Source organism: Paenibacillus antarcticus (assembly GCF_001637225.1).
GTDB lineage: Bacteria > Bacillota > Bacilli > Paenibacillales > Paenibacillaceae > Paenibacillus_AQ > Paenibacillus_AQ antarcticus.
Genome location: NZ_LVJI01000027.1, coordinates 21,606 through 47,549, shown reverse-complemented (window position 1 = coordinate 47,549; position 25,944 = coordinate 21,606). Strand labels below are relative to the sequence as shown.

Genomic DNA, 25,944 nt, shown 5'->3' with positions numbered 1-25,944 from the left:
TCAATGAAGAAATTTAAAATCATTAATTGTATAGGGGCATAAAAGAACATCATTGAACTCGATAGATTCAAATTTAAAGATTTAAATAACGTTCATCTGTTGGGTTTTATATAAGTAAAAATGACTAATTATTAGGGCACCCAATCAGGTGCCCTTTAGTTTCGCCGTTAGACATAATCTGTACACAGAATGGGGATTTAATGGCGTAGTCGTTACGGACTGTGACGGTAATAATGAACGGGTTTAAGGGTATCCCATTGAGAAGTACTATGACGGCTAAAGGAGATCGATATAGACAAAATTACGAAAACTATATCTAAAACTACGAAAAATATAGCGATAACTTAGATAAAGGTAAAATGTGAGGATTTGCATAACAGAATCCACATCTTATCCATAGATTATATATACTTGTGAATTTCTGGGCTTTGTATAATGAAATCAGACCAAGAGTTTGCGATAAATAATGAGACGGGAAATGAATAGGGGGTGGCAAGCCGGTATTATCAAACGAACTTAGATCGCATCAGGATAACTGTCTGACATAATCGCAAATGACGATATATCTTTCGTTATTTTAGTAAGCGCTATCATTTGTCATTGGGAGTCGAAAACATGAATTAAGTCCATTTAAGGAGATGAGTGTCGTGAAGAAAACAGTTTCTTTATTCCTTATTTGCATCATGATGTTTACCTATATGTTAGATTATGTACCAAGGGTGTCAGCTGATACGACTATGGAAGTGACGAATGTTGCATTACAGGCCATTGCAAGTACTACAGCGGGTACAAGTCAGAATACGATCCATGGCATCAATGATAATAATATGGAAATTGGATGGGCAAGTGGTAGGAATCCTACAATGCCTGCTTATGTTGAACTTGATTGGGGTTCTAAATTGGTGACTACAAGCCGAATATCACTGTCTGGAAATTTTGGTCCAAGTCAAGGAATTAAGACAATAGATATTGAATATTTTGATGGTGGAACATGGAAGTTGGCTAAATCTGATATTACGCTTGTCTGGAATAAAAATGAACAGGCTGCGGAAACCTTGGATATCGATATCCTTGAAATTACTGCTAGTAAAATTCGTCTCAAAGTGAAATCTGCAGCTACGGTATGGGGACATTATACAATTATGGAGCTAAGAGTGTGGGGAAATATTGAATTAACTGCGAATAGTGTGGCTGAATCAATTAAAAGTATCGCGTCACCAGCCAGAGGTCAATCCAAGATTAAACTTCCAGATGTGCCTCAGGGATTCGAAGTTCGAATTCAATCATCGGATAGGGAAGATATTATAGGTTTAGACGGAACGATAGCACCCTTAACGAATGATGAGAAAATTTCGCTCGTGTTGGAAGTTATGAAACTTTCAGATCAGACGAAAGCATACACTGTAGCTCTTCAAGTTAAGGTCTTAGTTAAGCCAGCTGATGATTATATGATTAAGACACCGATAGAAGACACAACAAGCATTATAAAAAATCCGGCGATGGGCTGGATGTTATATGTTGAGGAATTTGGTGGTCCCGGAAATGCGATGACGGGGATGACTGCAGAGGAATACTGGGAAACGGTTGACCCTCATAGAGAATCAGCAAATATTCTTTATATTCGTGTACCTTGGTCACGTATGGAACCGACAGAAGGACATTATGCATGGAATGAGGATGAAAACTACAAAAAATATGTCCAAGGGGCTTTAGACCGTAACATAAGACTGGCTTTCCGCGTTGTTATAGACAGCCAAGACGTACATATGCAAGCTACGCCACAGTTTGTTTTTGATGCTGGAGCCAGAGGAGTAGGTACTGCATCTAACAGTAATTTTAAGTCACCAATTGTAACTGATCTCGTATTCAGAGCGAAGTTCGAAAATTTTGTTAAAGCATTCTCTAAGGAGTACGATGATCCTAGTATTGTAGATTTTGTCGATGCTGGAGGCATGGGCTACTGGGGCGAGATGTATACATTTAGTCACAGCATGACGAAGGCAGAGAAAGACGATACGTTTAAGTGGATTGTCAATTTATATGCGGACAAATTTAAGCATGTATTACTCGGTCAACAAGATGCAAGTAGTTTTGATATGGCGTTACAAGATTGGGCTTACAAAGAAAAAGGTTTCATACTCAGAAGAGACAGTTACGGCAGTCCTGTATACTTTGATCAGACACAAAAGGATCGAATTGTTGCGCGTTGGCCGGATGTCCCGGTATTCGCAGAAAATTGTTACCAAAATTTCGTATCAAGAGCTTCCTCTTGCGATGGCAAGAATAAACCGATTCATGACATGTTAACAAGAGTTGTCAATGATGCACTATATACGCATGCCAATACACTGGATCTACGGCATCCGGAAGATGTCATAGAGTTTGCAACGAACAATGCAGATCTCGTAGAGAAGTTTGCGTTACAAGGCGGGTATCGTTTTGTACTAAATGACGTTAGTTACCCTGCGGTGATGGATTCTAATAAATCATATAAGATCTATCATTCATGGAAGAATACAGGAGTGGGTAAACTTCCAAATGATCTGCTGAATTGGGGTTATAAATACAAGGTTGCTTTTGCCTTGCTTGATCCGGATACGCAACAACCGGTAAAAATGATGATCGATGATGCAGAACCTTCTGATTGGATTAAAGGTGAAAGGTATAGTTACTCTGGATCTTTACAATTAGATGGTGTTCCTGATGGCAATTATGAATTGGCTGTAGCCATTGTAGATACTACGAAAGATAATACACCGGCTATTAAACTGGCTGTTAAGGATGTAATGACGGATACAGGATGGTATAAGATTAGTGATGTCAAAACCTTCTCAATTGACACAACAAAGCTAAGTAAGGCAATTAAAGTAGCACAGTCCGTGTATGATCTGGCGATTGAAGGCACGAAGCCAGGACAGTACCCATTAGGAACGAAGGCTAAGTTGCAAGAAGCAATCAATATCGCGACAGTAGTATTAGACTCCGAAACAGTTACACAAGAAGAGATTGATCTGGCAATCACAGCACTGAATACAGCAGTAAATGAATTAAAAGCTAATGGAGAAGTTATACCAGGTGGACCTATAACAGAATTATCTGGTCCAGTTACAGTACGAGATGGCCAGCCGTTCGAAATGGAGTTCGGATTGAAAAGTGTGACAGATAGCGTATATGCGCTAGATCTTACAATTGAATACGATTCGGACGTCATGAGTTTCGTGTCGGTTACATCTATGCAAGAAGGGATTAAATTACTCACTACAAAAGATACATTGGGTCAAGTCCGAATGATTGTAATTAGTGAGGGTTCCGCATTTGCGATAACAGGAGATATGAAATTATTGAAATTATCTTTTGAATCAAAGGCAGTGTCACAGACGACGAATGGGATAATCAAGGTTTCCAAAGCGCTTATGGGGAATAATCTGGGCTTGGAATCTGAGGGCGTATCCTCTTCCTTCACAATTCAGGTGACTACAGCTGGTATTCCAGGAGATGTGAATCAAGACGGGAAAGTAACTATTGGTGATCTTGCTCTCGTAGCAGCAAACTACGGTAAAGATTCGAACAGTGCGGATTGGCAGCAAGTGAAGCGTACTGACGTAACCAAAGATGGATTTATTAATATTGATGATCTAGCGCTAGTAGCAAGGGCAATCTTGGAATAAATATGATTGAACAAAAAAGCATCCCTTGGGATGCTTTTTTGTTCAGTCACTAAAGGGACAAGGTGAATTGTATCATCGGAGAGATGAAGGAATGGTTTATAATGTATAGGGATGGATACCGCTATCGTATTTACGGTTAGAACAACATAGATGTTCACATCGGAAGAGGAGATTGTTTGATGTTGAATAAGAAGAAATATGGATCTGATCAAATTGTATTGGCTGCAATCGAAACGATTGAGGAAGTGGATTTTCTGCTTATGACGGAGTTAACGGCATGGTTTGTTCTTTCTGGTTATCTGGAAATTATGCGAAACGGTTCTGATATTTTGATTCGGACAGGTGATATTTTCGTTTTGAATAAAGGTGATATTGTTCGTGTGATTGGCAGTGAAGAGAATGCGACGCTCACGGTAAAGTTTCTAACCAATGAGTATCAAGAAGAGTATCCATCATTTAAGCTTAACATTCCACTATCGATGGTGTACAAAAAAGATGGATATGAGCTTGTGAAAAATGGTATGGCGTATTTGTATATCGAGATGATTTATCCGGGAGAAGGTTCTGACTATATCATCGAAGGATATTCGAAACGTTTAATCGGACTGTTACATCGGTATCTTGGGTCGGCTGACGAAAAGGAGCAATCACACGCTGCTTCGGACAAGGTGAAAGAAATTGTATCATATATTAATATCAATTATGCCGAGAAACTCAGCTTGGATGAGATTGCTGAAAAGTCCTATAGTAGCAAATATTACCTGGCGCATTCCTTTAAGAAACATTTAGGGATTTCAATCGGTAACTACATTAAAGAAGTACGATTGTTTCATAGCTTACGAATGCTGGAAAGTACGAACGACAAGATTGTCATGATTGCTTTAGCCAACGGCTTTCCCAATGTACGCTCATTTAACGAGGCATTTAAAATGAGATATCATCTTACACCTGCTGAATTTCGTGAAGATCGTCAAAAAGAAAAGATACAGAATCGTGTCGAAGGGGTACTGTCTCAAGATGTATTAGCTTTATTATCGGCGTATGTGCCTCTAGGTGACTTACCGGCTGCTTCACCTATTGCCCCTGATCGCATCGAGGTTCAATTAGATTTGCATAAAACGATCGGTAGGTATTCAAAGGTTAATCATGTGCTAAAAGTAAAGGGCGAGCTCAGGGATGACCGATTGCTCGAAGTGCGTGGGCGCCTTGGGGTGAAGTGGGTAGCGGTCACCCGTATTTTTAAAAAATTGGATTTACAGATGAAAGAAGGCAATCTCGTTTGTTCGTTTAGAGAGTTGGATCGAATGTTGCAACAGATTGTGTCTGTCGGGATGTTGCCCTACCTACAATTTCAAACCATAGATTTCGATGATTGGGAGGAGCGGGGCTTTCATAACAAGGGATGGTTTCAAACGGTAGTGACTGAATTAAATCTCCATCTACAGCAAAATTATTTGACAAGCCAAGAATGGATGTACGAGTTCCGCTGCTTCTATGAATTGCAAAATAGTGGGGAATTATGTCTGCCACTAGTGAATGCCATTTCAACCTTTAAGGGTTATAAGAACATTGTCATTCATTTTCCAATGCCGCCCGAAGATGCGGTGTCGCTTGATATGGTCTGCCATAATACCATTTATTGCATTGATGACTGGACGCGTATGCGCAAGATTTCACTCGAAGCTGCGCTTGATCATCTTTTCGACGAAGCTTACATTCGGGTCATTGGTCAGAATACGAACATGAAAGATCAGAATCGTATTTTGGACCAAATGCTTGTGTACGAACAGGATGATTATCTACACGCCTATTCGGATCTAGCGCAAGCAAATGCAAGCATCTGGCAATACATAAACCTAATCAATCACAATGAAATTGCAGGCCACTACTTCCCCCCGTTGTCACTCGATTCGGCGAAGCTGTTTGAGTATTTCCCAGACGAGTTGGCAAGTAAGCTGTCATTATTTACACCGGATGGCCGTTACAAGGACAATTGGTATGCGACAGAGTTTGTGAACCGCCTGTTTGACGAAATTGTGTTCAAGAATGATTCGTGTATCGTGACAAAGCAGCAAGAAAATTACCGTATTTTATCCGTTTATCCAGAGGAAGAACTACATCTGATTATCAATCAAAATAATGAACAATTCGAATTAGCTTGGCATAAGGCAAGAAGTCCGTATGTTTTTGTAAAGCTAGAACTTACAAACCTTGAAGGGTCATACCGATTGATCAAGCAACGATTAACGCCTGAGCAGATAGATCAACGATTGGACCTTGCTGATTTAAGGAAATGCAAAAAGTTGTCGTTAGAAGATATTACCTATTGGAATGCGATCAATCGACCTTCGAGAAGCGTCGATCAGCTGAAAATAAAGGGACATCATACACTTGAGTTCGAGGTTCCGATATTCGGGATCGTGATGATTGACCTAGAAAAAATCAATGATTACTGCTAAATATTGCTCTTCCGATTTTGTGGGAAATCGGATGATAGCAATATTTAGCTTTTTTTTTGGCAAGATCCTCATAGTTATAATGTAAGCGCTATATTAAGATTAGAAAAAATGAAAGACGAAACCGGGGGGTCTCGCTGTGTTGGACTATTTCAAAACCAAACAAGCAAAGAAAAATGAAATCGTGCAAAAGGTGAAGCAAGATAAAACTAAGCTTCGAGTACGAAAACAAGAAATTAGGGGGCTGCCGGAAGAGAAACGAAAAGCAGCGATTGCACAGGACAAACAATTACGCAAAGAGCAAAAGCTACAAAGAACAATGGAAATGAAAGCTCTAAGTCGTAAAGATCGTAGGGCGATGAAAAAAGAAGCAAAACGATACAAGAAAATTAAAAACAGACCAAGGCGGTTCACCGGCTGGTCGATAGCAGCGCTTATTGTCATATTCCTGTTCGTACAATTCGGTACACTCGCTTCTGGTCTCATCGATGCGTTGACAGGAAAACATATTACGGCCGTAACCGATTCGCCTGAGGCACTTGCAGCACGCGAACACGGAGGGGAAATAGCTGAAGAGATCGCGAATGAAGGCATTGTCTTATTGAAGAATGAAGAGAATCAACTGCCATTGCAGGATAAAAAGGTTAACGTCTTCGGATTAGCGGCGTTAGAACTGCGTTATGGTGGCGGAGGATCGGGGGCTGGGGATACTTCCCGAGCGGTTGATCTGTTTGAAGGCTTGGAGAATGCCGGCATTTCGTACAATACAGAGCTTTATCAGCGGTATCAAGAAGTTGGTGCAGAAGCGGGAGTGGGGGCCAAGGCAAGCACGGGTATCATTCAAGTTGTAAAAGGCATGTTAGGTGGAAATTCAAGCGATGAACCCACAATCGATTACTTGTCGGACGAAGCAATAGCACAAGCGAAAGCGTATTCGGAAAATGCGGTTATCGTCTTTGCTAGTGAGAGCACAGAAGCTAGCGATGCGACCGCGGAGCAGTTGAAATTGACAGCAAACAAGCGCGCATTAATTGAAAAGGTTTCAAAAAGCTTTGATCATGTGACACTTGTGGTTAATGCGGGGAATGCGCTGGAGCTTGGTTTCGTAGAAGAATACGAATCCATTAAATCAGTATTGTGGATAGGAACACCGGGTCCTTACGGAGCAAATGCATTAGGGAATATTCTTGCAGGAAATATCAATCCATCGGGCCGTATTACGGATACGTATGTCTATGATAACTCATCGTCTCCGGCTAGCGAGAACTTTGGAGACTATAAATATAATAATTTAAATTACTCATTTCTCAATTATCAAGAAGGCATCTATGTGGGTTACCGATTCTATGAAACCTTCTATTTGAACGACGAAAAAGGCTATCAAGATACAGTGTTATATCCTTATGGACATGGATTAAGCTACACGGATTTCGAATGGAAGGTACTGAATCAGACATTGTCGGAAGAGAAGATTGAACTACAAGTCGAAGTGAAAAATATTGGCGACAGGGCTGGAAAAGATGTCGTTCAAGTGTATTATTCAGCTCCATATGTTGCGGGCGGAATTGAAAAGTCGGCAATCGAATTAGCCACCTATGCTAAGACGTCTCTGTTGGAAGTCGGTCAATCGGAAGTGATTACCCTAACGTTTGCTACCGAGGAGATGGCTTCTTATGATATGAACGTAGAAGAAGCGTATGTATTAGATCCGGGCACATATGCCATTAAAGTGGCTCGTAACGTCCATGATATCGTAGCAAGCTATGACTTTAAGCTCGCTAAGAAAAAGATTTATAAAGAAGATAAGGATACGAAAACGGCTTATGAGAATCGCTTTGATCTAGCAAAAGGCGAAATAACGTATTTATCGCGGAATGATTGGAAGAAGACGTATCCATCTGATAAGAATATCAGCCATGACGCACCGCAATATGTGCTCGAGGCATTCTCGAAAGAGACGGAAGATTCAACTCTAGCATTGCCGACGGTTGGTGCAGATAACGGCATAGTATTGAAGGATTTGAAAGGCTTAGCTTTCGATGATCCGAAATGGGCGGCCTTCATGGATCAGTTTACATTGAACGAGATGATCGATTATGTAGCAAATGGCGCATATCGAACGATGGCAGTAGAGCGTTTGGGTGTTCCGAAAACGTTATTGATGGACGGACCGGCTGGATATAGTTATTTCTTTAAGCCAGTCGAAGCAGCATCCTATCCGTCTGAAATCGTCATTGCAGCAACATGGAACAATGATCTGGCTTATCAAATGGGAGAAGCAGTCGGTAAAGAAGCGCGTGCGTATGGCATTCAAGGTTGGTACGCACCGGGGATGAATATTCACCGTACGGCACAAGGCGGCCGTAACTTCGAATACTTCTCCGAAGATCCAGTGCTTTCAGGAAAAATGGCAGCATCTATGATAAACGGTGCGGAAGATCAAGGCATTATTGCCTTCATGAAGCATTTTGCGATGAACGATCAAGAAACAAATGCTCGTTCAGGAAATCTGATATGGGCCAACGAGCAAGCGATGCGCGAAATTTACTTGAAGCCGTTTGAGATTACGGTCAAAGAAAGCAGCCCATTAGGCGCAATGTCTAGCTTTTCGATTATCGGGACAAAGTGGGCCGGAGCGAATTCCGTCTTGTTAAATGATGTTCTGCGCAAAGAATGGGGCTTTGATGGGTTTGTTTCAAGTGATGCAGTCTTTGGCTTTATGAAAGCACCGGCTGCGGTTGTAGCTGGCAATGATCTCATGTTGGATATTATGACACCAAGTAAAAATGAGAAATTGTTAGAAGAAGCGTACGAGAAGGATCCTTCAGGTATTGCAAATGGAGTTCGCACAAGTGTTCAGCATGTGTTGTATACAATCCTGCAAACCTACTTATTCGAATAAATAATAGATGGCTTAAATTTGGGGTGAAAAGATTGAAGTATAAAGCATTAATTGAAAGCATGACATTAGAAGAAAAAGCGTCTTTCATGTCTGGCGCAAATTTCTGGAATACAAAAGCGATCGAGCGAGTGAATATTCCAAGCATTATGCTTACAGATGGACCGCATGGTCTGAGGAAGCAAGGCGGAAAGGCAGACCACTTAGGCTTAAATAAAAGTCTGCCTGCCACTTGTTTTCCAACCGCGGCAACTTTGGCTAATAGTTGGGACAGACAATTGATTTATGATGTTGGCCACACGATTGGAAAAGAAGCAGCTAGCGAAAATGTGAGCGTGTTGCTTGGCCCTGGATTAAATATTAAGCGCAATCCGTTATGCGGCCGCAACTTTGAATATTTTTCCGAGGACCCTTATTTAACGGGTGAATTAGCGAGCGAGATGGTCAAAGGAATTCAAGCCAATGGTATTTCTGCATGTCCCAAACATTTTGCGGTCAACAGCCAAGAGCATATGCGAATGACGATTGACGAGATCGTAGATGAACGCTCGTTAAGAGAAGTGTATTTAGAAGGATTCAGACGTGTAGTTGAGAAGGGCCAACCGAAAACCATCATGACCTCTTACAACAAAGTGAACGGCACTTTCGCCAATGAAAACAACGATTTGTTACAGGATATTCTGTACGGAGAATGGGGATTTAATGGCGTAGTCGTTACGGACTGGGGCGGTAATAATGACCGCGTTGAAGGGTTGAAAGCAGGGAATCAATTGGAAATGCCTGCGACCAATGGGATTACGGATCAAGAAATCGTACAAGCCGTTAGAAGCAATGAGCTAGCCGAAGAAGTGTTGGATGAAGCCGTTGATCGTCTGTTAGAGTTGGTCTATTCCACGCAGTTGAACGATAGTGTCACACCACGAATTGATTATGAAGAGCACCATGACAAAGCGGTTGAAGCTGCCAAACGTTCGATTGTGTTATTGAAAAATGACGGCAATATTCTGCCGCTTGGGCTGGATAAAAAAATCGCGGTTATTGGTGACTTTGCCAAAAATCCACGCTACCAGGGTGCTGGAAGTTCACTTATTAATCCTGCCAAGCTATCCAATGCCTGCGATGTGCTGGGTCAATCTGGCTTGCCGATTGTTGGGTACGCAAAAGGCTTCAAGCGAATGGGTGGAAATCATGATCGCTTACTAAGGGAAGCCGTTACGTTAGCTGAACAAGCGGATACAGTTCTATTGTTCTTGGGGTTGGACGAAGGTAGCGAAGCGGAAGGTATTGACCGCGCACACCTTGGCTTGCGCGAGAACCAGCTAGACTTGCTTCGTTCATTGACGAAAGTTAATTCCAATATTGTGGTGATTCTTGCTGGCGGCGGAGCCATTGAAATGCCGTTTGTACACGATGTGAAAGCTATTGTTCATACCTATTTATCCGGACAAGGAAGTGCTGAAGCGTTAACGAGTGTTTTACTTGGGGCGTACAACCCAAGTGGTAAGCTCAGCGAAACATTCCCGATCACATACAGCGATGTTTCTTCTGCTCCTTATTATCCGGGCAAGGAGGCAACGGCGGAACATATCGAAGGTATATTTATCGGTTACCGCTATTTTGATACCGTGGAGATACCTGTGCTGTTTCCGTTTGGCTATGGGCTGTCCTATACAAGCTTTGCGTATACAGATTTAGTAGCTGATGAGCATCAGGCATCGTTCACCATTACTAATACAGGGGCAGTTGCGGGAGAAGAGATTGCGCAGCTGTACATCCAGAAACAAGATTCGTCCATATTTAGAGCGAAGCGAGAGTTAAAAGGCTTTGAGAAGGTGTACTTAGAGCCGGGTGAAAGTAAACGTGTCACGATAGAGCTTGAGGAACGCGATTATTCGTATTATAATCCGACGATTCACGATTGGGTGGTTGAACCTGGAACTTACGACATTCAAATCGGTAGTTCAATCCAGTCTATCCACCTGCATAAAGAGATTACCCTTAAGGGGGATTCTGTCTCTTGTGAACATACGAAGGAGCAATTTCCTCATTACTTCAGCGGACATGTTCATGCAGTAACTGTAGCGGAATATAAGCGACTTTTGGGGTACGAACCGCCATCACCTTATTGGGACCCGAAACAGGATCTGGGGTTAAATGACACCATTGCGCAAGCTAAATATAAGAACGGTCTGGGAAAAACAATCTATCATGTCATATTTTTCTTTAAAAAGTTTTTTGACGCAGTCAATAAACCCCTGCTAGCGAATAACGTCTACTTTGTTCTGAACATGCCGTTTCGTCAAATCGACCGCTTTACCGGCGGGAAAATTAGTCGAAAGCAAATTTTGAAGCTGTTGGAATGGATAAACCGATAATTTTATATTAGATGCATCCTTCTTAGGAGATACCTTGGTATCTCCTTTTTCGGGGCTTCAAAGGAGATGGAGAATAAAATGAGCGAAGGAAATATCATTAATAAGAAAAGAAGTAGTGGAATGATAATTTTTTGGAGTAACTATAAGGAACGACATCCGAATATTGCACAATTCTTAGTATTCTTTATACTGAGTGCTGGAATGACAGTATTACAACTTATTTTAATGCCATTAATTAAACTCATATTCGCGCAGACATCATTACTAACTACAAGCTTTCAAGTATTCCAGTTGGGGCATAATTTTGATGGAAGTGCTTATTATGTATTCGATTATGCATCCGGTTCACTTGCATCAGGAGGTGGAGGAGGGCTTGGCTATTTCCTTGCCGTTCAAATCACGATCGGAATTGCACAGATTATTAATTTCTTCGCACAGAGAAGTATTACATTTAAATCAAACAGTAATATTTGGACGGCTGCTTTTTGGTATGTATTAGCGTATATTCTGATAACAATCGGTGCTGCCGCAGCTCAAGGATTGTACAAAGCGCCTATCTATAACTTATTAATCAACACATGGGGAATGGGGTCATTTGGTGAAACAACAGCGGACGTTATTACAATGATAATAAATGGTACGATATCTTTCTGCGTGTTCTACCCTATATTTAAAATCATTTTCAAACAAGAGCCTGCAAAACAGGGCTAGTAAAGGTATTGTGAGTTCGAAAAGCACGATAAATAATGGTTAACCGTAGTCTTTCAACTCATCCGTAAGTAGGTTGTTGAAGTACGCCTCGAACAGGTATCTGAAATTGAAATATCGATGATGGCGAACTTGTGATTACTAATTGGAAAAATAGTCGAATTTAGATATAAAACCCTTGTTCAATAGATACAATTTGTATATGATGATTATAGTTTGTTAGAAATTTCTAACATAATAAGAAATACAAACCTATACTCTCGAAAAGGCAATTTCATTGAAAAATGAAGAGGAAAGTATAGGTATTAGCTATACAACTTTACATGAAGCTAACCAGCTACTAATAGAGATAAAAAAGCCCCTTTTTTCTCTGGGAGTGAGGGGGCTTTTTTATCTGTGACGGATTGTAATATGTTGTACCACGGTTAATGTGGCCGAAGTGTTGCACGTAGCTTTGACAAACTATCTTCTAAAAAAAGACTAGCAAAATCCAACGATGAGGTGTTCTACATGAGATTTACGATTAGAAACAAGTTTAAAGGTAGTATGACGATTGGTAAAAAGTTAATTGGCTCGTTTTTAATTATTGCACTTTTATTAGGGATAACAGGCGTTATATCTTCTTATTATCTCAACAAAATTGAGGGTACATATACCGATTTAATAGAAAGGCGGGCCGTAATTTTATCAAATATATTAGAGGCCCAAGTTGAAGTTTCAAAGGAGAATAGCTTATTACGGGGATTTATGATTACGAAGGATGCAGAGTTTTTAGACAAGTTAAAGAAGTCATATGATAATGCCACGAGTTTAATCAGTGAAACTGAAAAATTAACTCAAATCAATGAATTTAAAGAGGCTCTACAACATCTTGATAAATCAAACCAAGCGTTTAAATTGAAATATGAACAATTGATTCAGATGATTCAAGCTAACGAGCATCATATTAAGACAACTGATTTTTTTGTAAATGAAGTCATGCCATTAGGAACATTACTGGATCCAATAGCTGATAAACTTGCAAAAGATCAATTGAAATCGATGAATGAAGAAAGTGAAAAAAGTAGTTTGATCGTTAAAAATGCAATTCAGAACGTTGCTATACTTAGTATTCTTGCATTTATTTTAGCAGTCTTTATTGGGTATGTTTGCTCGCGTATGATATCCAAACCTATTGTGGCTATGTCTGAAGTTGCGGAGCGTATTGCGCTGGGTGACTTAACAATAGAGGACATTAAAGTGAAAAATAATGATGAAATTGGTATTTTGGCTATATCATTTAATCAGATGACTGACAATATTCGTAGTTTAGTGCGGCAAATTAGCATTAGTTCTGAGCAGGTAGCTTCTTCCTCGGGAGAGTTAACAGCAAGTGCGGAACAAACCAGTCAGGCATCCGAAATGATAACGATGTCCATCCAAGAAGTTTCTACCAATGCTGAAATGCAATCAAGAAATGTAAATGAAAGTGTACAGTCAATAAATGAAATGTCATCTGGGGTACAACAAATTGCTTCAAGCGCACAAATGACTTCTTTTCTTACGATAGAAACAGCCCAAAAGGCTGTTGAGGGAAATCATTCGATACAATTAACAGCCAAACAGATGGATTTGATACATCATACAATGAACGATTTAGCCAACGCTGTAACTGAGATGGAAGAGCACTCAAAGGAAATTGAACTGATCGTAGAGGTGATTTCAGAAATCGCAGCACAAACCAACCTTTTATCTTTAAACGCGGCCATTGAAGCGGCTAGAGCTGGAGAACAAGGGCGTGGGTTTGCAGTGGTTGCAGGTGAGGTCCGGAAACTGGCAGAACAATCCTCGCAGTCAGCTACACAAATTTCACAGTTGGTTACTGCGATTAAAAGTGGTACACATAATGTGGTTGTGTCGACAGAAGCTGGAGTGAAGGAAGTTAGTGAAGGAATTCAAGTCGTTCACACTGTAGGGAAATTATTCGAGCAAATAAAGCGAAATATAGATGAAGTTTCAAATCAGGTTCAGGAAATATCGGATGCTTCTCAACAAATATCAGCAAGTACAGAACAGGTAGTTCATTCTATTGGATTAATATCAGACGGATCTAAAACTGTAGCAGCAGAATCACAAAGTCTAGCTGCATCTACGGAAGAACAGTTGGCTTCGATGGAGGAAATTACATCATCTGCTTCTTCATTGTCTTCGATGGCTGAAGAATTACAAGATCTGGTTGCAAAATTCAAAGTATAATCGGTATGTTAAACTGCCAAATAGAGATATCGTAAAATGTAGAACCTCAATCGTGGGGTTCTATTTTTTTTGAGAGATGGTCTATCAAGCGTTGGTGAGCATCTGTAGATATTCCGCAAAGGGTATCTTTAATTTCGCTCTATAGATGGGGGTTTTCATATGTATCAGCTGATTGTGTCGGGAATATGGCGCATATTCTTTGTGACTCCTTCGCACAGTGCGCGGTCGAAGTCGTTATGTTATGTCGGAGCCGCACAGGCAACATTTGTTACATAAGGCTACAAATCTCATTCTTCAGACGGAGGAAGTATCCATCTGAAGTCAGTTAAATAAATCGAGATACTGAAATAGAATAAATATGTCAATTGAATCACTTTTTAAATGGTACGGGAGAGGATGGTTAAAGGGTGGAAAAAATTATAGAAGTACGGGGTATTAGCAAGGCGTATGGGAAAAGAAAAATGAAAGAGAAGATCCATGCGGTTCGCGATGTTTCTTTTCATGTGAATCGTGGAGAGGTTGTCGGTTTATTAGGGCCCAATGGTGCTGGGAAGACATCAACGATAAAGATGCTCTGTGGTTTGTTAGAATCGGATGCGGGTTCCATACACATTAATGGCTTAGATATTTGTAAGAAGAGACTCAAAGCGCTAGAGCATATTAGTGCTGTATTAGAGGGGAACCGAAATTTATATTGGCGCCTTACCGTCCGGGAAAACCTAGAATATTTCGCGGGTAACCGAGGTTACTCTCGGAAGCAAGTTGCCTATCAAGCGGATAAATTATTAGAGCAATTCAACCTTAAGGATAAGGAGAATGAGCTTGTCAATGGATTATCCCGGGGGATGCAACAAAAGCTAGCCATCGCTGTTGCACTATTAGCTAATACGGATGTCATCTTGCTGGATGAGCCAACGCTCGGTTTGGATGTAGAGGTTAGTTATGAATTGCGTAACATTTTAAATAGAATCGTTAAGGAAGAACAACGCACGATTATTATTAGTTCACATGATATGCCTGTCGTTCAGGAGTTGTGTGACCGTGTCATTATCATTAATAAAGGCGAAGTTGTGATTGATGACAGGGTGGAGAATTTACTTAAGTTATTTGAGACAAGGGCATATTCAATGAAGTTGGGTGAGGGTTTAAGTGTAGATCAGGAGAATAAACTGTTGAGTAAATTCCCTTTAAGTACTTATACAACAAGCTCCCATGAAACCATCGTGGAAGTGAATTTAGAGCACAGTCAGGATATCTACGAATTGTTTGATCTTTTGAAAGAGGAAGGAACCATGGTGGAAAGTATTGATCGAATAACCATTGATTTTGAACAAGTGTTTGTCCAGATTGTAAAAGGAGGGATGACCAATGAAATGGCTGCATCTATTCAGTGCTAATTTTCGTAAGGAATATATTGAGATGAAACGTTATTTACCGAACACGATTGCATTAGTATTCACTTTTTATATTATATTTCTGGCTGCATTCTTTGGAATTATGTTCATAGGTGATCCAGCTAGTTTTGATATGAATGTTCAATATTCAATTGTAAGTGTAGTCTTTTGGAGCTTAACGATGATGACGATGAACTTTATCGGTTTCTCGGTAGTAACAGAAGCGACGCGTGGAACGTTAGAACAAATCTATATGTCCCCCATGGGGGTGTGGAAGATCATGCTCACACGAATCATCGCTTAATTTGGCTTACAGTCTGTTATTATGGTCCTCTTGCTGTTTGGTGCGATGCTGACCTCCGGACAGTGGTTAAGTCTTAACCCCATGACAACGATCCCGATTATTGTAGTTACGATGATAAGTATGGTAGGTATTAGCTTTATGATTGCTGGCTTAGCTATTATTGTGAAACAAATTCAAGCATTTCTACAGATTTTTCAATTTGTGTTGATGGGACTTGTATTTGTTCCATTAACTGTAGCTCCGTTGCTAGCATTCGCTCCATTCGTCAAAGGAGTGAATATGGTTAGAACAGTGATGATAGAGGATCTAACGTTGACACAATTGCCTCTGTCAGACTATGGGGTCTTATTATTAAATTCGCTGATATATCTAATTCTGGGGCTCACTGTGTTTCATGCTTGCGAGAAAATAGCGATGAAGAAAGGTCTTCTAGGGCAATACTAGCGTACCCAACCGATTATCCTTTGGGTTAAATAAAAGTAAAAATGACAAAGGGCACCCAATCATAATTGGGTGCCCTTTAATTTCGCGATTAGCTTGATAAGCTGAGCCTTATCATAAATAATGCGAAATTATCGTCTTTAAACATTATTAACATGATATCGCCCTTTGGGTACAACCAAAGGAGATCCTGAAATGGGGTCTTCGATCACCGTGCAATCAAGCCCGAAGATGTCTTTAACCATTGTGCTTGTAATTACCTCTGCTGGCTTACCCTCTGCGACTAGCTTTCCTGTCTGAAGGGCAAAAATATGGTCTGCATAACGGGCGGACAAATTGATATCATGAAGTACCATGACAATCGTAGTTCCGTGTTTTCGATTAAGGTCAGTGAGCAGGTCAAGAATCTCGACTTGATAGGTGATATCTAAAAAAGTTGTCGGTTCATCTAGAAACAAGATGTCGGTTTGTTGCGCCAGAGCCATTGCAATCCAGACACGCTGTCGTTGACCACCTGATAGTTCGTCAATATTATGATTGGCGAACTCGGTTATATCCATAATGGTCATCGCTTCGTCAACTGCCTCATAGTCCTTTTTGGTCCATCCGCTGAGCAATGATTGGTGCGGAAACCTTCCTCGTCCAACCAAATCTGCTACAGAAATTCCTTCCGGAACAATGGGAGACTGCGGTAATAGTCCTATCACACGAGCTAATTGTTTGGATGGGATTTTGCCGATGGGCCTGCCGTCTAGCGTGACTTTACCGGATGCTGGTTTTATAAGCCGGGCTAGTGTTTTAAGCAGCGTAGACTTTCCACACCCGTTGGATCCAATAATAACGCTTATTTTATTACTAGGTATAATAAGATCTACACCGTGGATAACTGTTTTATTCTCATAGCCTGCTACGAGTTGTTCGGCTTGGAAAATATGTGTTGGTTTCATCATAATTCCCCCTTTCGATTCATTCGGATTAACAAGAAGATCAGATAAGGCGCTCCGAGTAATCCGGTAATGATACCTACAGGGAATCTGTACTCAAAAGCAAATTGTCCGATTAGATCTGATGCCAGAACCAAGTTAATACCAACAAGGCCAGCCGGAATTGCGTTTGAAGAGCCGACACCGACGAGTCTTACTGCGATCGGTCCCGCGAGAAAGGAGACAAAGGCTATCGGACCCGTCGTAGCGGTAGCAATAGCGACCATACAGACGGAACTCACAATCAGCGCAATTCTTGTCTTGTCCGTGTCTACGCCTAGAGAAGAAGCGGATTGTTCTCCGAGTTCCAATATACTTAGGTGTTTTCCCAGCACGATTAGGATAGGTGTGCAGATCACCACGATGATGACAAGAGGCGGAAGCTCGCGCATTTGAGAGCCATTGAGGCTGCCAGTGAGCCATCTGAGTGCGGAGGGAATATCTCTTTCAGAGCCAACCACAAGAAAATAGGAGATTACAGCGTCAAGCATAGCTTGTATGCCTATCCCGATAAGGATTAATCGCCCAATTGAAAATGATTTCCCTCTGGATAATATATAAATGAATAGGACCGTAACAAGACCAGCAATCACCGCAGCAAGGGAAACAACAGCTCCGCTTGTCTGAAGCACGAGTATACAAAAAACAGCTGCCGCACTTGAGCCAGACGTAATCCCGATGACATTTGGGTTCGCAAGGGGGTTCCGCAACATGGTCTGGAAGGTGTAACCTGCAATACCAAAAGCAAACCCTGCAAAAAGACCCGCAAGCATTCTTGGTAGACGTATGGTACTAACGGCAAAAGAAATGCCTTTGAGCTGCTCACCTGAAAGCGCTCGTAGTACATCTTTAGCGGGATAAATGGTGTTCCCTAGTAAAAGCATGGCACAGCAAAGCATGAATGCAAGTGCTGCAAGGAGGCTAGTAACAAGTATCCAGCGGCGACGTCTTTGACGTCTGCCCGCCATAATAAATTCAATAGTGTTATTTGTCATAATGAACGCACTTTCGATCGCATAGCTAATATGATTAGGATTGGAGCTCCTATAAAGGCTGTAACTATACCGACTTCAAGCTCTCCTGGGTTAGTAATGAGCCTACCGGCAACATCGGATAGAGTCAGAATGATTGCTCCAGCAACTGCTGACATAGGAATAACATAACGTAAGTCGGGTCCAAGAATAAGGCGAACGACGTGAGTAGATAACAGTCCGATAAAACCAATAGGTCCAGCCAGAGCAGTAGCCGCGCCGCACAATATAACACCTGCGAAAGCTGCAATAAACCGCAGTATTCCTGTTCGAACGCCCAGGCCCGTTGCAACTTCGTCCCCCAGTGCCAGCGCGTTAAGTGCAGGGGCTGTAATAAAGGCGATGAGTATTCCGATGGTCAGAAACGGGATGAACGTACCAATCCCACTCCAGGTCGCTGAGCCGACGCTACCCACCTGCCAGAATCTGAACTGATCCATGACATATGAGCGTGGAATCATGATAGCGGTGACCAGAGAAGAGAGCGCGGCACTTATGGCGGCTCCGGCCAAAACAAGCTTAATGGGCGTGGCTCCGCCACGCCCCATAGAGCCGATTCCGAATACAAATACTGCAGTAATTGCAGCCCCGGCTAAAGCTAGCCATATATATTGACTCGCGCTGCTTATGTTCAAGAACGCAATGCCGAAGACCACAAATAATGATGCACCTGTGTTTACTCCCAATATACTCGGGTCGGCAAGCGGGTTACGAGTGACGGCTTGCATAAGCGCCCCAGAAACTCCGAGTGCCGCCCCACAAAGTAAACTGAAAACGGTTCGGGAAATCCGCTTGCGAACTACGTTTGCCCCGTAGGAGTCTACGTCCTGATGAAATAACCCGTCTATCAGTTCATGAAATCTCACTGGTCGAGAGCCGAAGACCAGTGAGGCAAACACACTTACGCCTAGCAGGATAAAGCAAATGATCAGAACTAAGGTGAAATTCTTCGGGATATGTGAACTTGGCTGGTTATTGTTCGGAATCGATGAACTATTCATTTATCTTGTCAATAGCTCCACCAATTAATTTCAGGTAATCGTCAATAGTATACGAAATCGAGAGTGGATTTGGCGTTCCAGCAGCTACCAATGGCGTATCGCTCTCAATAAACGCAACCGAACCTCTTTGGATTGCAGGGATCTTGCCAAGCAGTGGATCGGCTTTAATGGCTTGATACAACTCATCATTACCATATCCAACGATTAGATCTGCATCGTTAAGTGCCTCAGCATTCTCAGCACTTAAACTCAAGGAGTAGCTGTTAGGATCTGTAATCAATTTGGTGATACTTTCAGGATCAACCATTCCTAACTCATGCAAGAAAGAGACACGAGAGTCCACCGGTGTATAAATATGTAGTTTAGACATATCTTCAGCCGAGAAGTTAACCCAAACTACTTTCTTGCCTTTGATCTGAGGATATGCGCTTACCTTTTCGTTAATCATGTCCTCGGTGTCTTTAATGAGTTGCTCGCCTTCCGTTACCATGCCCATACCCGTTGCATTTAAAGTGACTTGCTCACGCCATGTGGTTGTCCAAGGAGCAGTCGGATATGCCACAACCGGAGCGATTTGACTAAGAAGATCGTAGTCTTCCTGAGTTATGCCGGAGTACGCTGCAAGAATGACATCCGGTTTTGAATCTGAAATAGCTTCAAAATCAAGGCCGTCCGTATCCATGAAAACATTCGGGTCCTTTACACCGAGTTCATCTAGCTTTTTGGATGTCCAAGGCAAAAGTCCGCTATCATCCTGAACACCGAAGTTCGCTGCCGAGAAACCTACAGGAACAACACCAAGAGCGAGAACGACATCGTGGTTCGCCCATTGAATGGTAGCCACACGTTCAGGCTTGCTTTCAATAGTTGTTTCGCCAAAAGCATGTTTAATCACAATCGGATATTGGGAATTTTGGTCCTGAGATGCGGGAGTTTCTGTTAGAGGAGCTTCGGTACTTGCTGACTCATTCACAGCCGGAGAGGGTGTTGAATTGGCTTGCTGATTAGAACAACCTACTAGCGCTATTGCAAGCACAGAGGATATGAATAATGTGGTTAATGAGAACTTTCGTTTGGTGTTCATGTGTGTACCGTCCTTATCATGAAATATATTTTTTGCTGGTGCTAACTGCCTTTGCTGAGACAACTCACATTAATTATGAGGTTGGAAAGTGTATAGGAAAAAGATGGTTTTTTCCTTATGTATGATAATGATTATCATTTTCATTAAATATATATCCACTTCAGTTAGGTTGTCAATTAAAAATTTGTAAATGATATTTGCGATGAATGATTGCAGGACTCAAGATTATGCGTGAACAAGAGATGATAATCACGAATTTGAAAGGCATTAGTATGAATACGCGATGAACAAGTTTATGTACACTTTAGGAGTATCCTACCTGCCGCTTCATGATAACGCAGTTAAGATCGCGAAGGGAGTCGACCGGGTGGAACAGGTGGAATATAAAGTGGAGATCAGCTTCAAACGAAAACATGTACGATGTTAGTAAATAATTTCCACAAAATTCAAAGAGACTTTTTTCACTGTTTAAATACTCACATCGAAAGTAATATGATAGAATATCAGAACAGCTTTACCATTTAATAATTTCATAATTCGCAAGCTATGATTGCTATGGATCACACTTTAGCAGGAGCAGCTTCTGGAGAGACCGTGGAAATTCCGCGGCGCCGAAGGGTTCACAATCTCAGGCAAAAGGACAGAAGAGTACTGAATATGTATTTGTCATGCTGATCGCCATCAGTAGGGCAGAGATTATTTGATATTCTTACGAACCTGGAGATTGGATGACATCCAATCTCTTTTTTTTATTGGCATCAATATATTGTATTAGGGGGAACTAGGTATGGCACAACCAGAATTAAAGAGAGAGCTAGCCAATCGGCATGTTCAACTCATCGCCATCGGCGGCACCATTGGTACGGGATTATTCCTGGGATCGGGCAAGGCGATAGAGAAGGCAGGTCCATCCATTATGATCACATATTTAATCGTGGGTATTGCCGTGTTTTTTGTGATGAGAGCACTAGGAGAACTTCTATTGTCTAAAGCAGGTTATCAATCGTTTACGGACATTGCCGAAGACTACCTTGGAGCTCGGGCCGCGTACATCACCGGTTGGACCTATTGGTTTTGTTGGATCATGACAGCTATGGCTGATGTCATTGCCGTTGGCGTATATGTGCAATATTGGTTTGATATCCCGCAATGGGTTCCTGCCATCGCATGTCTAGTCGTTTTATTAGGACTTAATCTATTAACCGTAAAAAGTTTTGGGGAACTCGAATTTTGGTTTGCTTTGATCAAAGTAATCACAATTCTCGCTTTGATTGGCCTTGGGATCATTTTACTGGTCATCGGGTTTAAGACGGATGCAGGATCGGTGACGATACGAAACCTTTGGGAACACGGGGGATTTTTTCCGAACGGCATTTCAGGTTTCTTACTCTCTTTTCAAATGGTTGTATTCGCTTATGTAGGTGTGGAATTAGTGGGTGTATCGGCAGCGGAAACAGCGAATCCGGAAAAAAATATCCCATCAGCGATTAATAAAATTCCTCTGCGGATTCTATTTTTCTATGTTGGCGCTCTGTTCGTCCTGCTGTGCATTAACCCATGGACGCAGCTCAGTCCAGCAGAAAGTCCATTCGTGAGAACTTTTACTTTAGTGGGGATTCCGATCGCCGCGGGGATTATCAATTTCGTCGTACTAACCTCAGCCGCTTCTGCTTGCAACAGCGGGATGTTCTCGACAAGCCGGATTCTCTTTAATTTGAGCAGGAAGGACCAAGCGTCCTCTCATTTTGGCAAACTGAATAAAAATCATGTACCAAGTAACTCGTTATTCATTTCTACGTTTGTCATATCTGTGGGGGCTCTTTTGAGTAAACTCATTCCAGAGCAGGCTTTTGGAATCGTGACAACGATAAGTGCCATTTGTTTTATATGGGTGTGGGGCGTTGTTCTCGTATGTCATATTAAGTATAAGAAAACCCAACCGGACTTACATGCTAACTCCAAATTCAAAGCACCGTTTACGCCGGCTATTAATTATGCTGTCTTAACGTTGTTTGCCTTCATTCTCATCATTATGCTGTTCGCTGAAGAAACACGTCCGGCTCTATTATTTACCCCGTTATGGTTTATTTTATTATTCATACTGTATTCGATTAGAAGCAAAAAGGGGAAGAGCAATCATGATAAAAGCATGATCAATACATGAGGTTGATCGCCTTATCGCAATGAATTCACTTTGAATCATAGTTTGATAGACATAAGGCCATTCCGCGAGAGATGGTCTTATAATTTGCCTCTTAAGACAACGTGGTAAACCTTATCATAAATAGGGGTAAGTGTATAAACAGTGCGTGAAGGTGCAGAGTTTGAATAGATTTTATTTGGTATAGGATAAATATACTAGAGTCTGCACGCAAACTGTACAATCCATAAAAAAACAGTACAATTGAACCTATGAGGCGCAAGTAAGAAATAAGTGATGAAGAGGGGCTCTCATTGATGACAAATAGTATATTGAATCCTAAGGTCGATGAATATTTAAACAAATCTAAAAAGTGGAAAGAAGAATATGAAAAGCTGAGAACTATTATTCTTGACTGTGAGCTGACCGAAGATTTTAAGTGGATGCATCCTTGCTACACGATTGAGAATAAAAACATCGTTTTAATCCATGGATTTAAAGAATACTGTGCGATTCTGTTTATCAAAGGTTCCTTGTTAAAGGATACCCATGGTGTTCTAATCCAACAAACGGAGAATGTACAAGCTGGGCGCCAGATTCGGTTCACTAATGTGCAAGAAATAGTTGAAATGGAAGCTACCTTAAGGGCCTATATTTATGAAGCTATTGAAGTTGAAAAATCCGGTTTGGAAGTGGATTTCAAGAAGAATGAAGAATACATCATACCTGAAGAATTTCAAAATAAATTAGACGAAAACCCTGCCTTGAAAACTGCATTTGAAGCATTAACACCTGGGCGGCAAAGAGCATACATTTTTCACTTTTCTCAACCTAAACAATCCAAAACTCGAGTGTCAAGGGTTGAAAAATATATGCAGCAAATTCTCGATGGAAAAGGATTAAATGATTAGGGCGTGAAATAGGCATATATGAGAGAACCTGTCGGTCCGAGGTTCGGAGTAGTAAATAGTAGAATACCTGAAGTTTCAAAGGGTATAGCTAGCCAGAGCAGCCATGACTAGGTTTGACAACAATCTATTTATTCACTAGAATAAATGATAATCATTATCATTTACGAACGAAGAGGGGAACTAACATGATTAGAAGTATCAAAACGCCGAAGTTCTTCGGCAGTATAGCACTCGTTGTAGCATTAGCACTTGGATTAATGGGTTGTTCGTCAAATCCGAATGAGGGTAATAGCCAAGGAGCATCAGGGACACCAAGTAATACTCCTGCCGTTTCTAGCGATTACAACGTGACCATAGATACTAAATTTGGACAAGTGAAACTTACGGAGCGGCCTAAGCGAATTGTAGCACTCGGTTGGGGAGATGCTGAGACAGCGCTAAGTCTTGGAGTGGAGCCGATCGGAGCAAGCGACTGGCTGGCTTTTGGCGGAGATGGAGTAGGTCCATGGCTCACAGGCGCATATAAAACATCGCCGACCATTCTAGGAACGACGGAGCTGGATTATGAGCAAATTGCAGCGCTTGAACCGGATCTCATATTAGACGTTAAGTCTTCAGGGGATGAGACGCGCTATAAACGTCTTTCAGAAATTGCGACAACGGTTGGTGTTCCTGCGAGCGGAGATAGCTATTTGACTTCCTCAGAAGATCAAGTTCGAATGATAGCCAAAGCGTTGGGTAAAGAACAAGAAGGTGAAGCACTGCTGAAAGAAGTGGATGCTGCCTTCGAGAAAGCGGCCAAAGAAAACCCTGAATTCGCTGATAAAACCGTTGTTGTAGCTGCCTACTCCTCTGATGGTTTTGGCGCCTACGTAAAGGGTGACGCTCGTATTGATTTCATGACTCGACTTGGATTTAAGACGAAGGATGAAGTTGAGAAACTGGCTAATGGTAGTTTCTATATTAACGTGTCCGATGAGCAGTTAGAGCTCTTGGATTCCGATATAACGGTTGTTATGCCGATCTGGGTAGATCCAAACGAAGTGGCAAACAATAAGCTCTACCAGAAACTCCCTTCTGTCGTTGACGGTAGATCGATTATTCTCGATGCCGATACTTCCAATGCATTCTCGACGGGAACGATTCCTTCCTTGTTGTGGACAATCAATAACATGACCCCGCAGATTAAAAAATTGGCAGTTGCTGGGGAGTGAACACAGTGGTATCGGCAAAGCAGCCAAAGGACGAAGTAGTACAAAAAAAAACGCAGACCATTACTTCCCTGCGGCTGCAACGAAGTATAGGCTTCATCGTCGCGCTCTTCCTATTGGGGGCTGTAATGTTCTTAAGCCTTATGATCGGGGCCAAACCGCTTTCCTTTGAAGTCGTTTGGGGGGCGCTGTTCTCGAATGCTGATAGTTATGATCATACGATTATTCTAGACTCCCGTTTGCCCCGTACACTCATAGCGCTCGCGGTTGGTCCGGCATTCGGACTATCGGGAGCGTTAATTCAGGCTTTGACGCGAAACCCATTGGCTGACCCCGGCATTATTGGAGTGAGTGCTGGGGCAGCCTTTGCTGTTGCATTGGGCGTTGGAGTATTTTCGGTAAGCACCATATCTGGCTACACATGGTTAGCCCTTGTCGGTGCATTATTTGCGACGATTATTGTGTATATTATTAGTGGAGGCGCCGGAAGGAAATCACCGACGCCCGTACAAATTACACTAGCCGGGGTTGCATTGGGGGCCGCATTGAGTGGGATAACGACAGCATTGACTATGATGAATAGTGAGGCTTTCTCACGCATGCTGAATTGGACCGTTGGTACATTAGAGAGAAAGAGTCTGGAGGACCTTTGGTTCGTCTTGCCTCTTCTCATCATTGGCGTGCTATTATCGTTAGCAATAGCTCCGGCGTTAAATGCTATCGCATTTGGTGAAGACCGTGCTATATCTTTAGGAGTAAACGTGGGATTGATCCGCGGAATAGGTCTGATCGCGATCACACTTCTAGCGGGAGGTGCAACCGCGATAGCAGGTCCTATTGGTTTTATCGGGCTGATGGTTCCCCATTGCGTACGATGGTTCGTTGGTCCAAGCCAGCCTTGGATTTTTCTATATTCTTTGGTAGTAGCCCCTGTGCTGCTTATACTTGCTGATATTATTGGAAGGGTTGTTATATCCCCTTCGGAAGTTCCAGTTGGAATCATAATGGGATTTGTTGGTGCGCCTATCTTGCTCATTCTTGTTCGAAGACGTACAGCGAGTAGGTTATAATGTGTCAGACCGTTCGAAGAACTGGTTTGTCTG

At 41.8% G+C, this 25,944-nt stretch carries 17 protein-coding genes and 1 riboswitch; of the genes, 13 read left to right on the top strand and 4 right to left on the bottom strand.

The features are described 5' to 3' along the window. Nucleotides 1–647: 647 nt before the first annotated feature. The 9 genes from PBAT_RS17895 (at nucleotide 648) to PBAT_RS26015 (ending at nucleotide 16,483) form a co-directional block, all read left to right on the top strand. Nucleotides 648–3,668: a dockerin type I domain-containing protein gene (locus tag PBAT_RS17895; RefSeq protein WP_068651483.1), complete on the top strand. Its 3,021-nt coding sequence runs from the start codon at nucleotides 648–650 to the stop codon at nucleotides 3,666–3,668. Nucleotides 3,669–3,847: 179 nt separating this feature from the next. Beyond that, nucleotides 3,848–6,127, top strand: coding sequence for a helix-turn-helix transcriptional regulator (locus tag PBAT_RS17890; RefSeq protein ID WP_068651481.1), 2,280 nt, complete (start codon nucleotides 3,848–3,850; stop codon nucleotides 6,125–6,127). A 139-nt stretch (nucleotides 6,128–6,266) separates the two neighbouring features. Next, the gene (locus tag PBAT_RS17885; RefSeq protein WP_149466376.1) at nucleotides 6,267–9,026 is read left to right on the top strand and encodes a glycoside hydrolase family 3 N-terminal domain-containing protein; all 2,760 of its coding nucleotides are present in this window, start codon (nucleotides 6,267–6,269) and stop codon (nucleotides 9,024–9,026) included. Nucleotides 9,027–9,085: 59 nt separating this feature from the next. Beyond that, a complete protein-coding gene (locus PBAT_RS17880) occupies nucleotides 9,086–11,398 on the top strand; it encodes a glycoside hydrolase family 3 C-terminal domain-containing protein (RefSeq protein ID WP_211267838.1) in 2,313 nt (770 codons plus the stop codon). 78 nt (nucleotides 11,399–11,476) lie between these two features. Further along, nucleotides 11,477–12,109 (top strand): hypothetical protein, encoded by a 633-nt coding sequence (locus tag PBAT_RS17875; RefSeq protein ID WP_068651475.1) that lies wholly within the window; start codon nucleotides 11,477–11,479, stop codon nucleotides 12,107–12,109. Nucleotides 12,110–12,616: 507 nt separating this feature from the next. Next, nucleotides 12,617–14,341 (top strand): methyl-accepting chemotaxis protein, encoded by a 1,725-nt coding sequence (locus tag PBAT_RS17870; protein WP_068651473.1) that lies wholly within the window; start codon nucleotides 12,617–12,619, stop codon nucleotides 14,339–14,341. Nucleotides 14,342–14,748: 407 nt separating this feature from the next. Continuing rightward, on the top strand, nucleotides 14,749–15,738 hold the full coding sequence (locus PBAT_RS17865) for an ABC transporter ATP-binding protein (RefSeq protein ID WP_068651471.1): 990 nt from the start codon (nucleotides 14,749–14,751) through the stop codon (nucleotides 15,736–15,738). Continuing rightward, a complete protein-coding gene (locus tag PBAT_RS26020) occupies nucleotides 15,710–16,039 on the top strand; it encodes a hypothetical protein (RefSeq protein WP_246168285.1) in 330 nt (109 codons plus the stop codon). Before PBAT_RS17865 ends, PBAT_RS26020 begins: the two co-directional genes overlap by 29 nt. An 81-nt stretch (nucleotides 16,040–16,120) precedes the next feature. Then, nucleotides 16,121–16,483: a hypothetical protein gene (locus PBAT_RS26015; protein WP_246168284.1), complete on the top strand. Its 363-nt coding sequence runs from the start codon at nucleotides 16,121–16,123 to the stop codon at nucleotides 16,481–16,483. Between the two features lie 137 nt (nucleotides 16,484–16,620). On the opposite strand, the gene PBAT_RS17855 is transcribed toward PBAT_RS26015, so the two are convergent. Genes PBAT_RS17855 through PBAT_RS17840 form a run of 4 tightly spaced genes read right to left on the bottom strand, consistent with a single transcriptional unit; the run spans nucleotide 16,621 to nucleotide 20,579 of the window. Next, a complete protein-coding gene (locus PBAT_RS17855) occupies nucleotides 16,621–17,427 on the bottom strand; it encodes an ABC transporter ATP-binding protein (RefSeq protein WP_068651469.1) in 807 nt (268 codons plus the stop codon). Beyond that, nucleotides 17,427–18,458, bottom strand: a complete 1,032-nt coding sequence (locus PBAT_RS17850; RefSeq protein ID WP_068651467.1) for a FecCD family ABC transporter permease — start codon at nucleotides 18,456–18,458, stop codon at nucleotides 17,427–17,429. Before PBAT_RS17850 ends, PBAT_RS17855 begins: the two co-directional genes overlap by 1 nt. Continuing rightward, entirely contained in the window at nucleotides 18,455–19,495 is a 1,041-nt protein-coding gene (locus tag PBAT_RS17845) for a FecCD family ABC transporter permease (protein ID WP_068651465.1), read from the bottom strand. The genes PBAT_RS17850 and PBAT_RS17845 overlap by 4 nt, the downstream gene beginning before the upstream one ends. Then, on the bottom strand, nucleotides 19,488–20,579 hold the full coding sequence (locus tag PBAT_RS17840) for an iron-siderophore ABC transporter substrate-binding protein (protein ID WP_068651463.1): 1,092 nt from the start codon (nucleotides 20,577–20,579) through the stop codon (nucleotides 19,488–19,490). The genes PBAT_RS17845 and PBAT_RS17840 overlap by 8 nt, the downstream gene beginning before the upstream one ends. 573 nt (nucleotides 20,580–21,152) lie before the next feature. Continuing rightward, nucleotides 21,153–21,233: riboswitch (glycine riboswitch) on the top strand. 133 nt (nucleotides 21,234–21,366) lie between these two features. Here PBAT_RS17840 and PBAT_RS17835 point away from each other — a divergent pair. The 4 genes from PBAT_RS17835 to PBAT_RS17820 all read left to right on the top strand — a co-directional run bounded on the left by PBAT_RS17835 (nucleotide 21,367) and on the right by PBAT_RS17820 (nucleotide 25,911). After that, nucleotides 21,367–22,743, top strand: a complete 1,377-nt coding sequence (locus PBAT_RS17835; protein ID WP_068651461.1) for an amino acid permease — start codon at nucleotides 21,367–21,369, stop codon at nucleotides 22,741–22,743. 293 nt (nucleotides 22,744–23,036) lie between these two features. Next, nucleotides 23,037–23,630 carry a YdeI/OmpD-associated family protein gene (locus PBAT_RS17830; RefSeq protein ID WP_068651460.1) on the top strand — a complete coding sequence of 198 codons (594 nt, stop codon included), beginning with the start codon at nucleotides 23,037–23,039 and terminating at the stop codon, nucleotides 23,628–23,630. Between the two features lie 185 nt (nucleotides 23,631–23,815). After that, on the top strand, nucleotides 23,816–24,844 hold the full coding sequence (locus tag PBAT_RS17825; RefSeq protein ID WP_068651458.1) for an iron-siderophore ABC transporter substrate-binding protein: 1,029 nt from the start codon (nucleotides 23,816–23,818) through the stop codon (nucleotides 24,842–24,844). 5 nt (nucleotides 24,845–24,849) lie between these two features. After that, complete coding sequence (locus PBAT_RS17820; protein ID WP_068651456.1) at nucleotides 24,850–25,911, top strand: FecCD family ABC transporter permease; 1,062 nt, start codon at nucleotides 24,850–24,852, stop codon at nucleotides 25,909–25,911. The last annotated feature ends 33 nt before the right edge of the window (nucleotides 25,912–25,944 follow it).

Excerpts from the sequence above, each read along its gene's own strand:
- PBAT_RS17875 (WP_068651475.1), top strand. The coding sequence starts at position 11,477 with ATGAGCGAAGGAAATATCATTAATAAGAAAAGAAGTAGTGGAATGATA.
- PBAT_RS17830 (WP_068651460.1), top strand. The coding sequence starts at position 23,037 with ATGACAAATAGTATATTGAATCCTAAGGTCGATGAATATTTAAACAAA.
- PBAT_RS17880 (WP_211267838.1), top strand. The coding sequence starts at position 9,086 with ATGACATTAGAAGAAAAAGCGTCTTTCATGTCTGGCGCAAATTTCTGG.
- PBAT_RS26015 (WP_246168284.1), top strand. The coding sequence starts at position 16,121 with ATGACAACGATCCCGATTATTGTAGTTACGATGATAAGTATGGTAGGT.
- PBAT_RS17825 (WP_068651458.1), top strand. The coding sequence starts at position 23,816 with ATGATTAGAAGTATCAAAACGCCGAAGTTCTTCGGCAGTATAGCACTC.
- PBAT_RS17845 (WP_068651465.1), bottom strand. The coding sequence starts at position 19,495 with ATGAATAGTTCATCGATTCCGAACAATAACCAGCCAAGTTCACATATC.
- PBAT_RS17870 (WP_068651473.1), top strand. The coding sequence starts at position 12,617 with ATGAGATTTACGATTAGAAACAAGTTTAAAGGTAGTATGACGATTGGT.
- PBAT_RS26020 (WP_246168285.1), top strand. The coding sequence starts at position 15,710 with ATGAAATGGCTGCATCTATTCAGTGCTAATTTTCGTAAGGAATATATT.
- PBAT_RS17850 (WP_068651467.1), bottom strand. The coding sequence starts at position 18,458 with ATGACAAATAACACTATTGAATTTATTATGGCGGGCAGACGTCAAAGA.
- PBAT_RS17890 (WP_068651481.1), top strand. The coding sequence starts at position 3,848 with ATGTTGAATAAGAAGAAATATGGATCTGATCAAATTGTATTGGCTGCA.
- PBAT_RS17855 (WP_068651469.1), bottom strand. The coding sequence starts at position 17,427 with ATGAAACCAACACATATTTTCCAAGCCGAACAACTCGTAGCAGGCTAT.
- PBAT_RS17835 (WP_068651461.1), top strand. The coding sequence starts at position 21,367 with ATGGCACAACCAGAATTAAAGAGAGAGCTAGCCAATCGGCATGTTCAA.
- PBAT_RS17840 (WP_068651463.1), bottom strand. The coding sequence starts at position 20,579 with ATGAACACCAAACGAAAGTTCTCATTAACCACATTATTCATATCCTCT.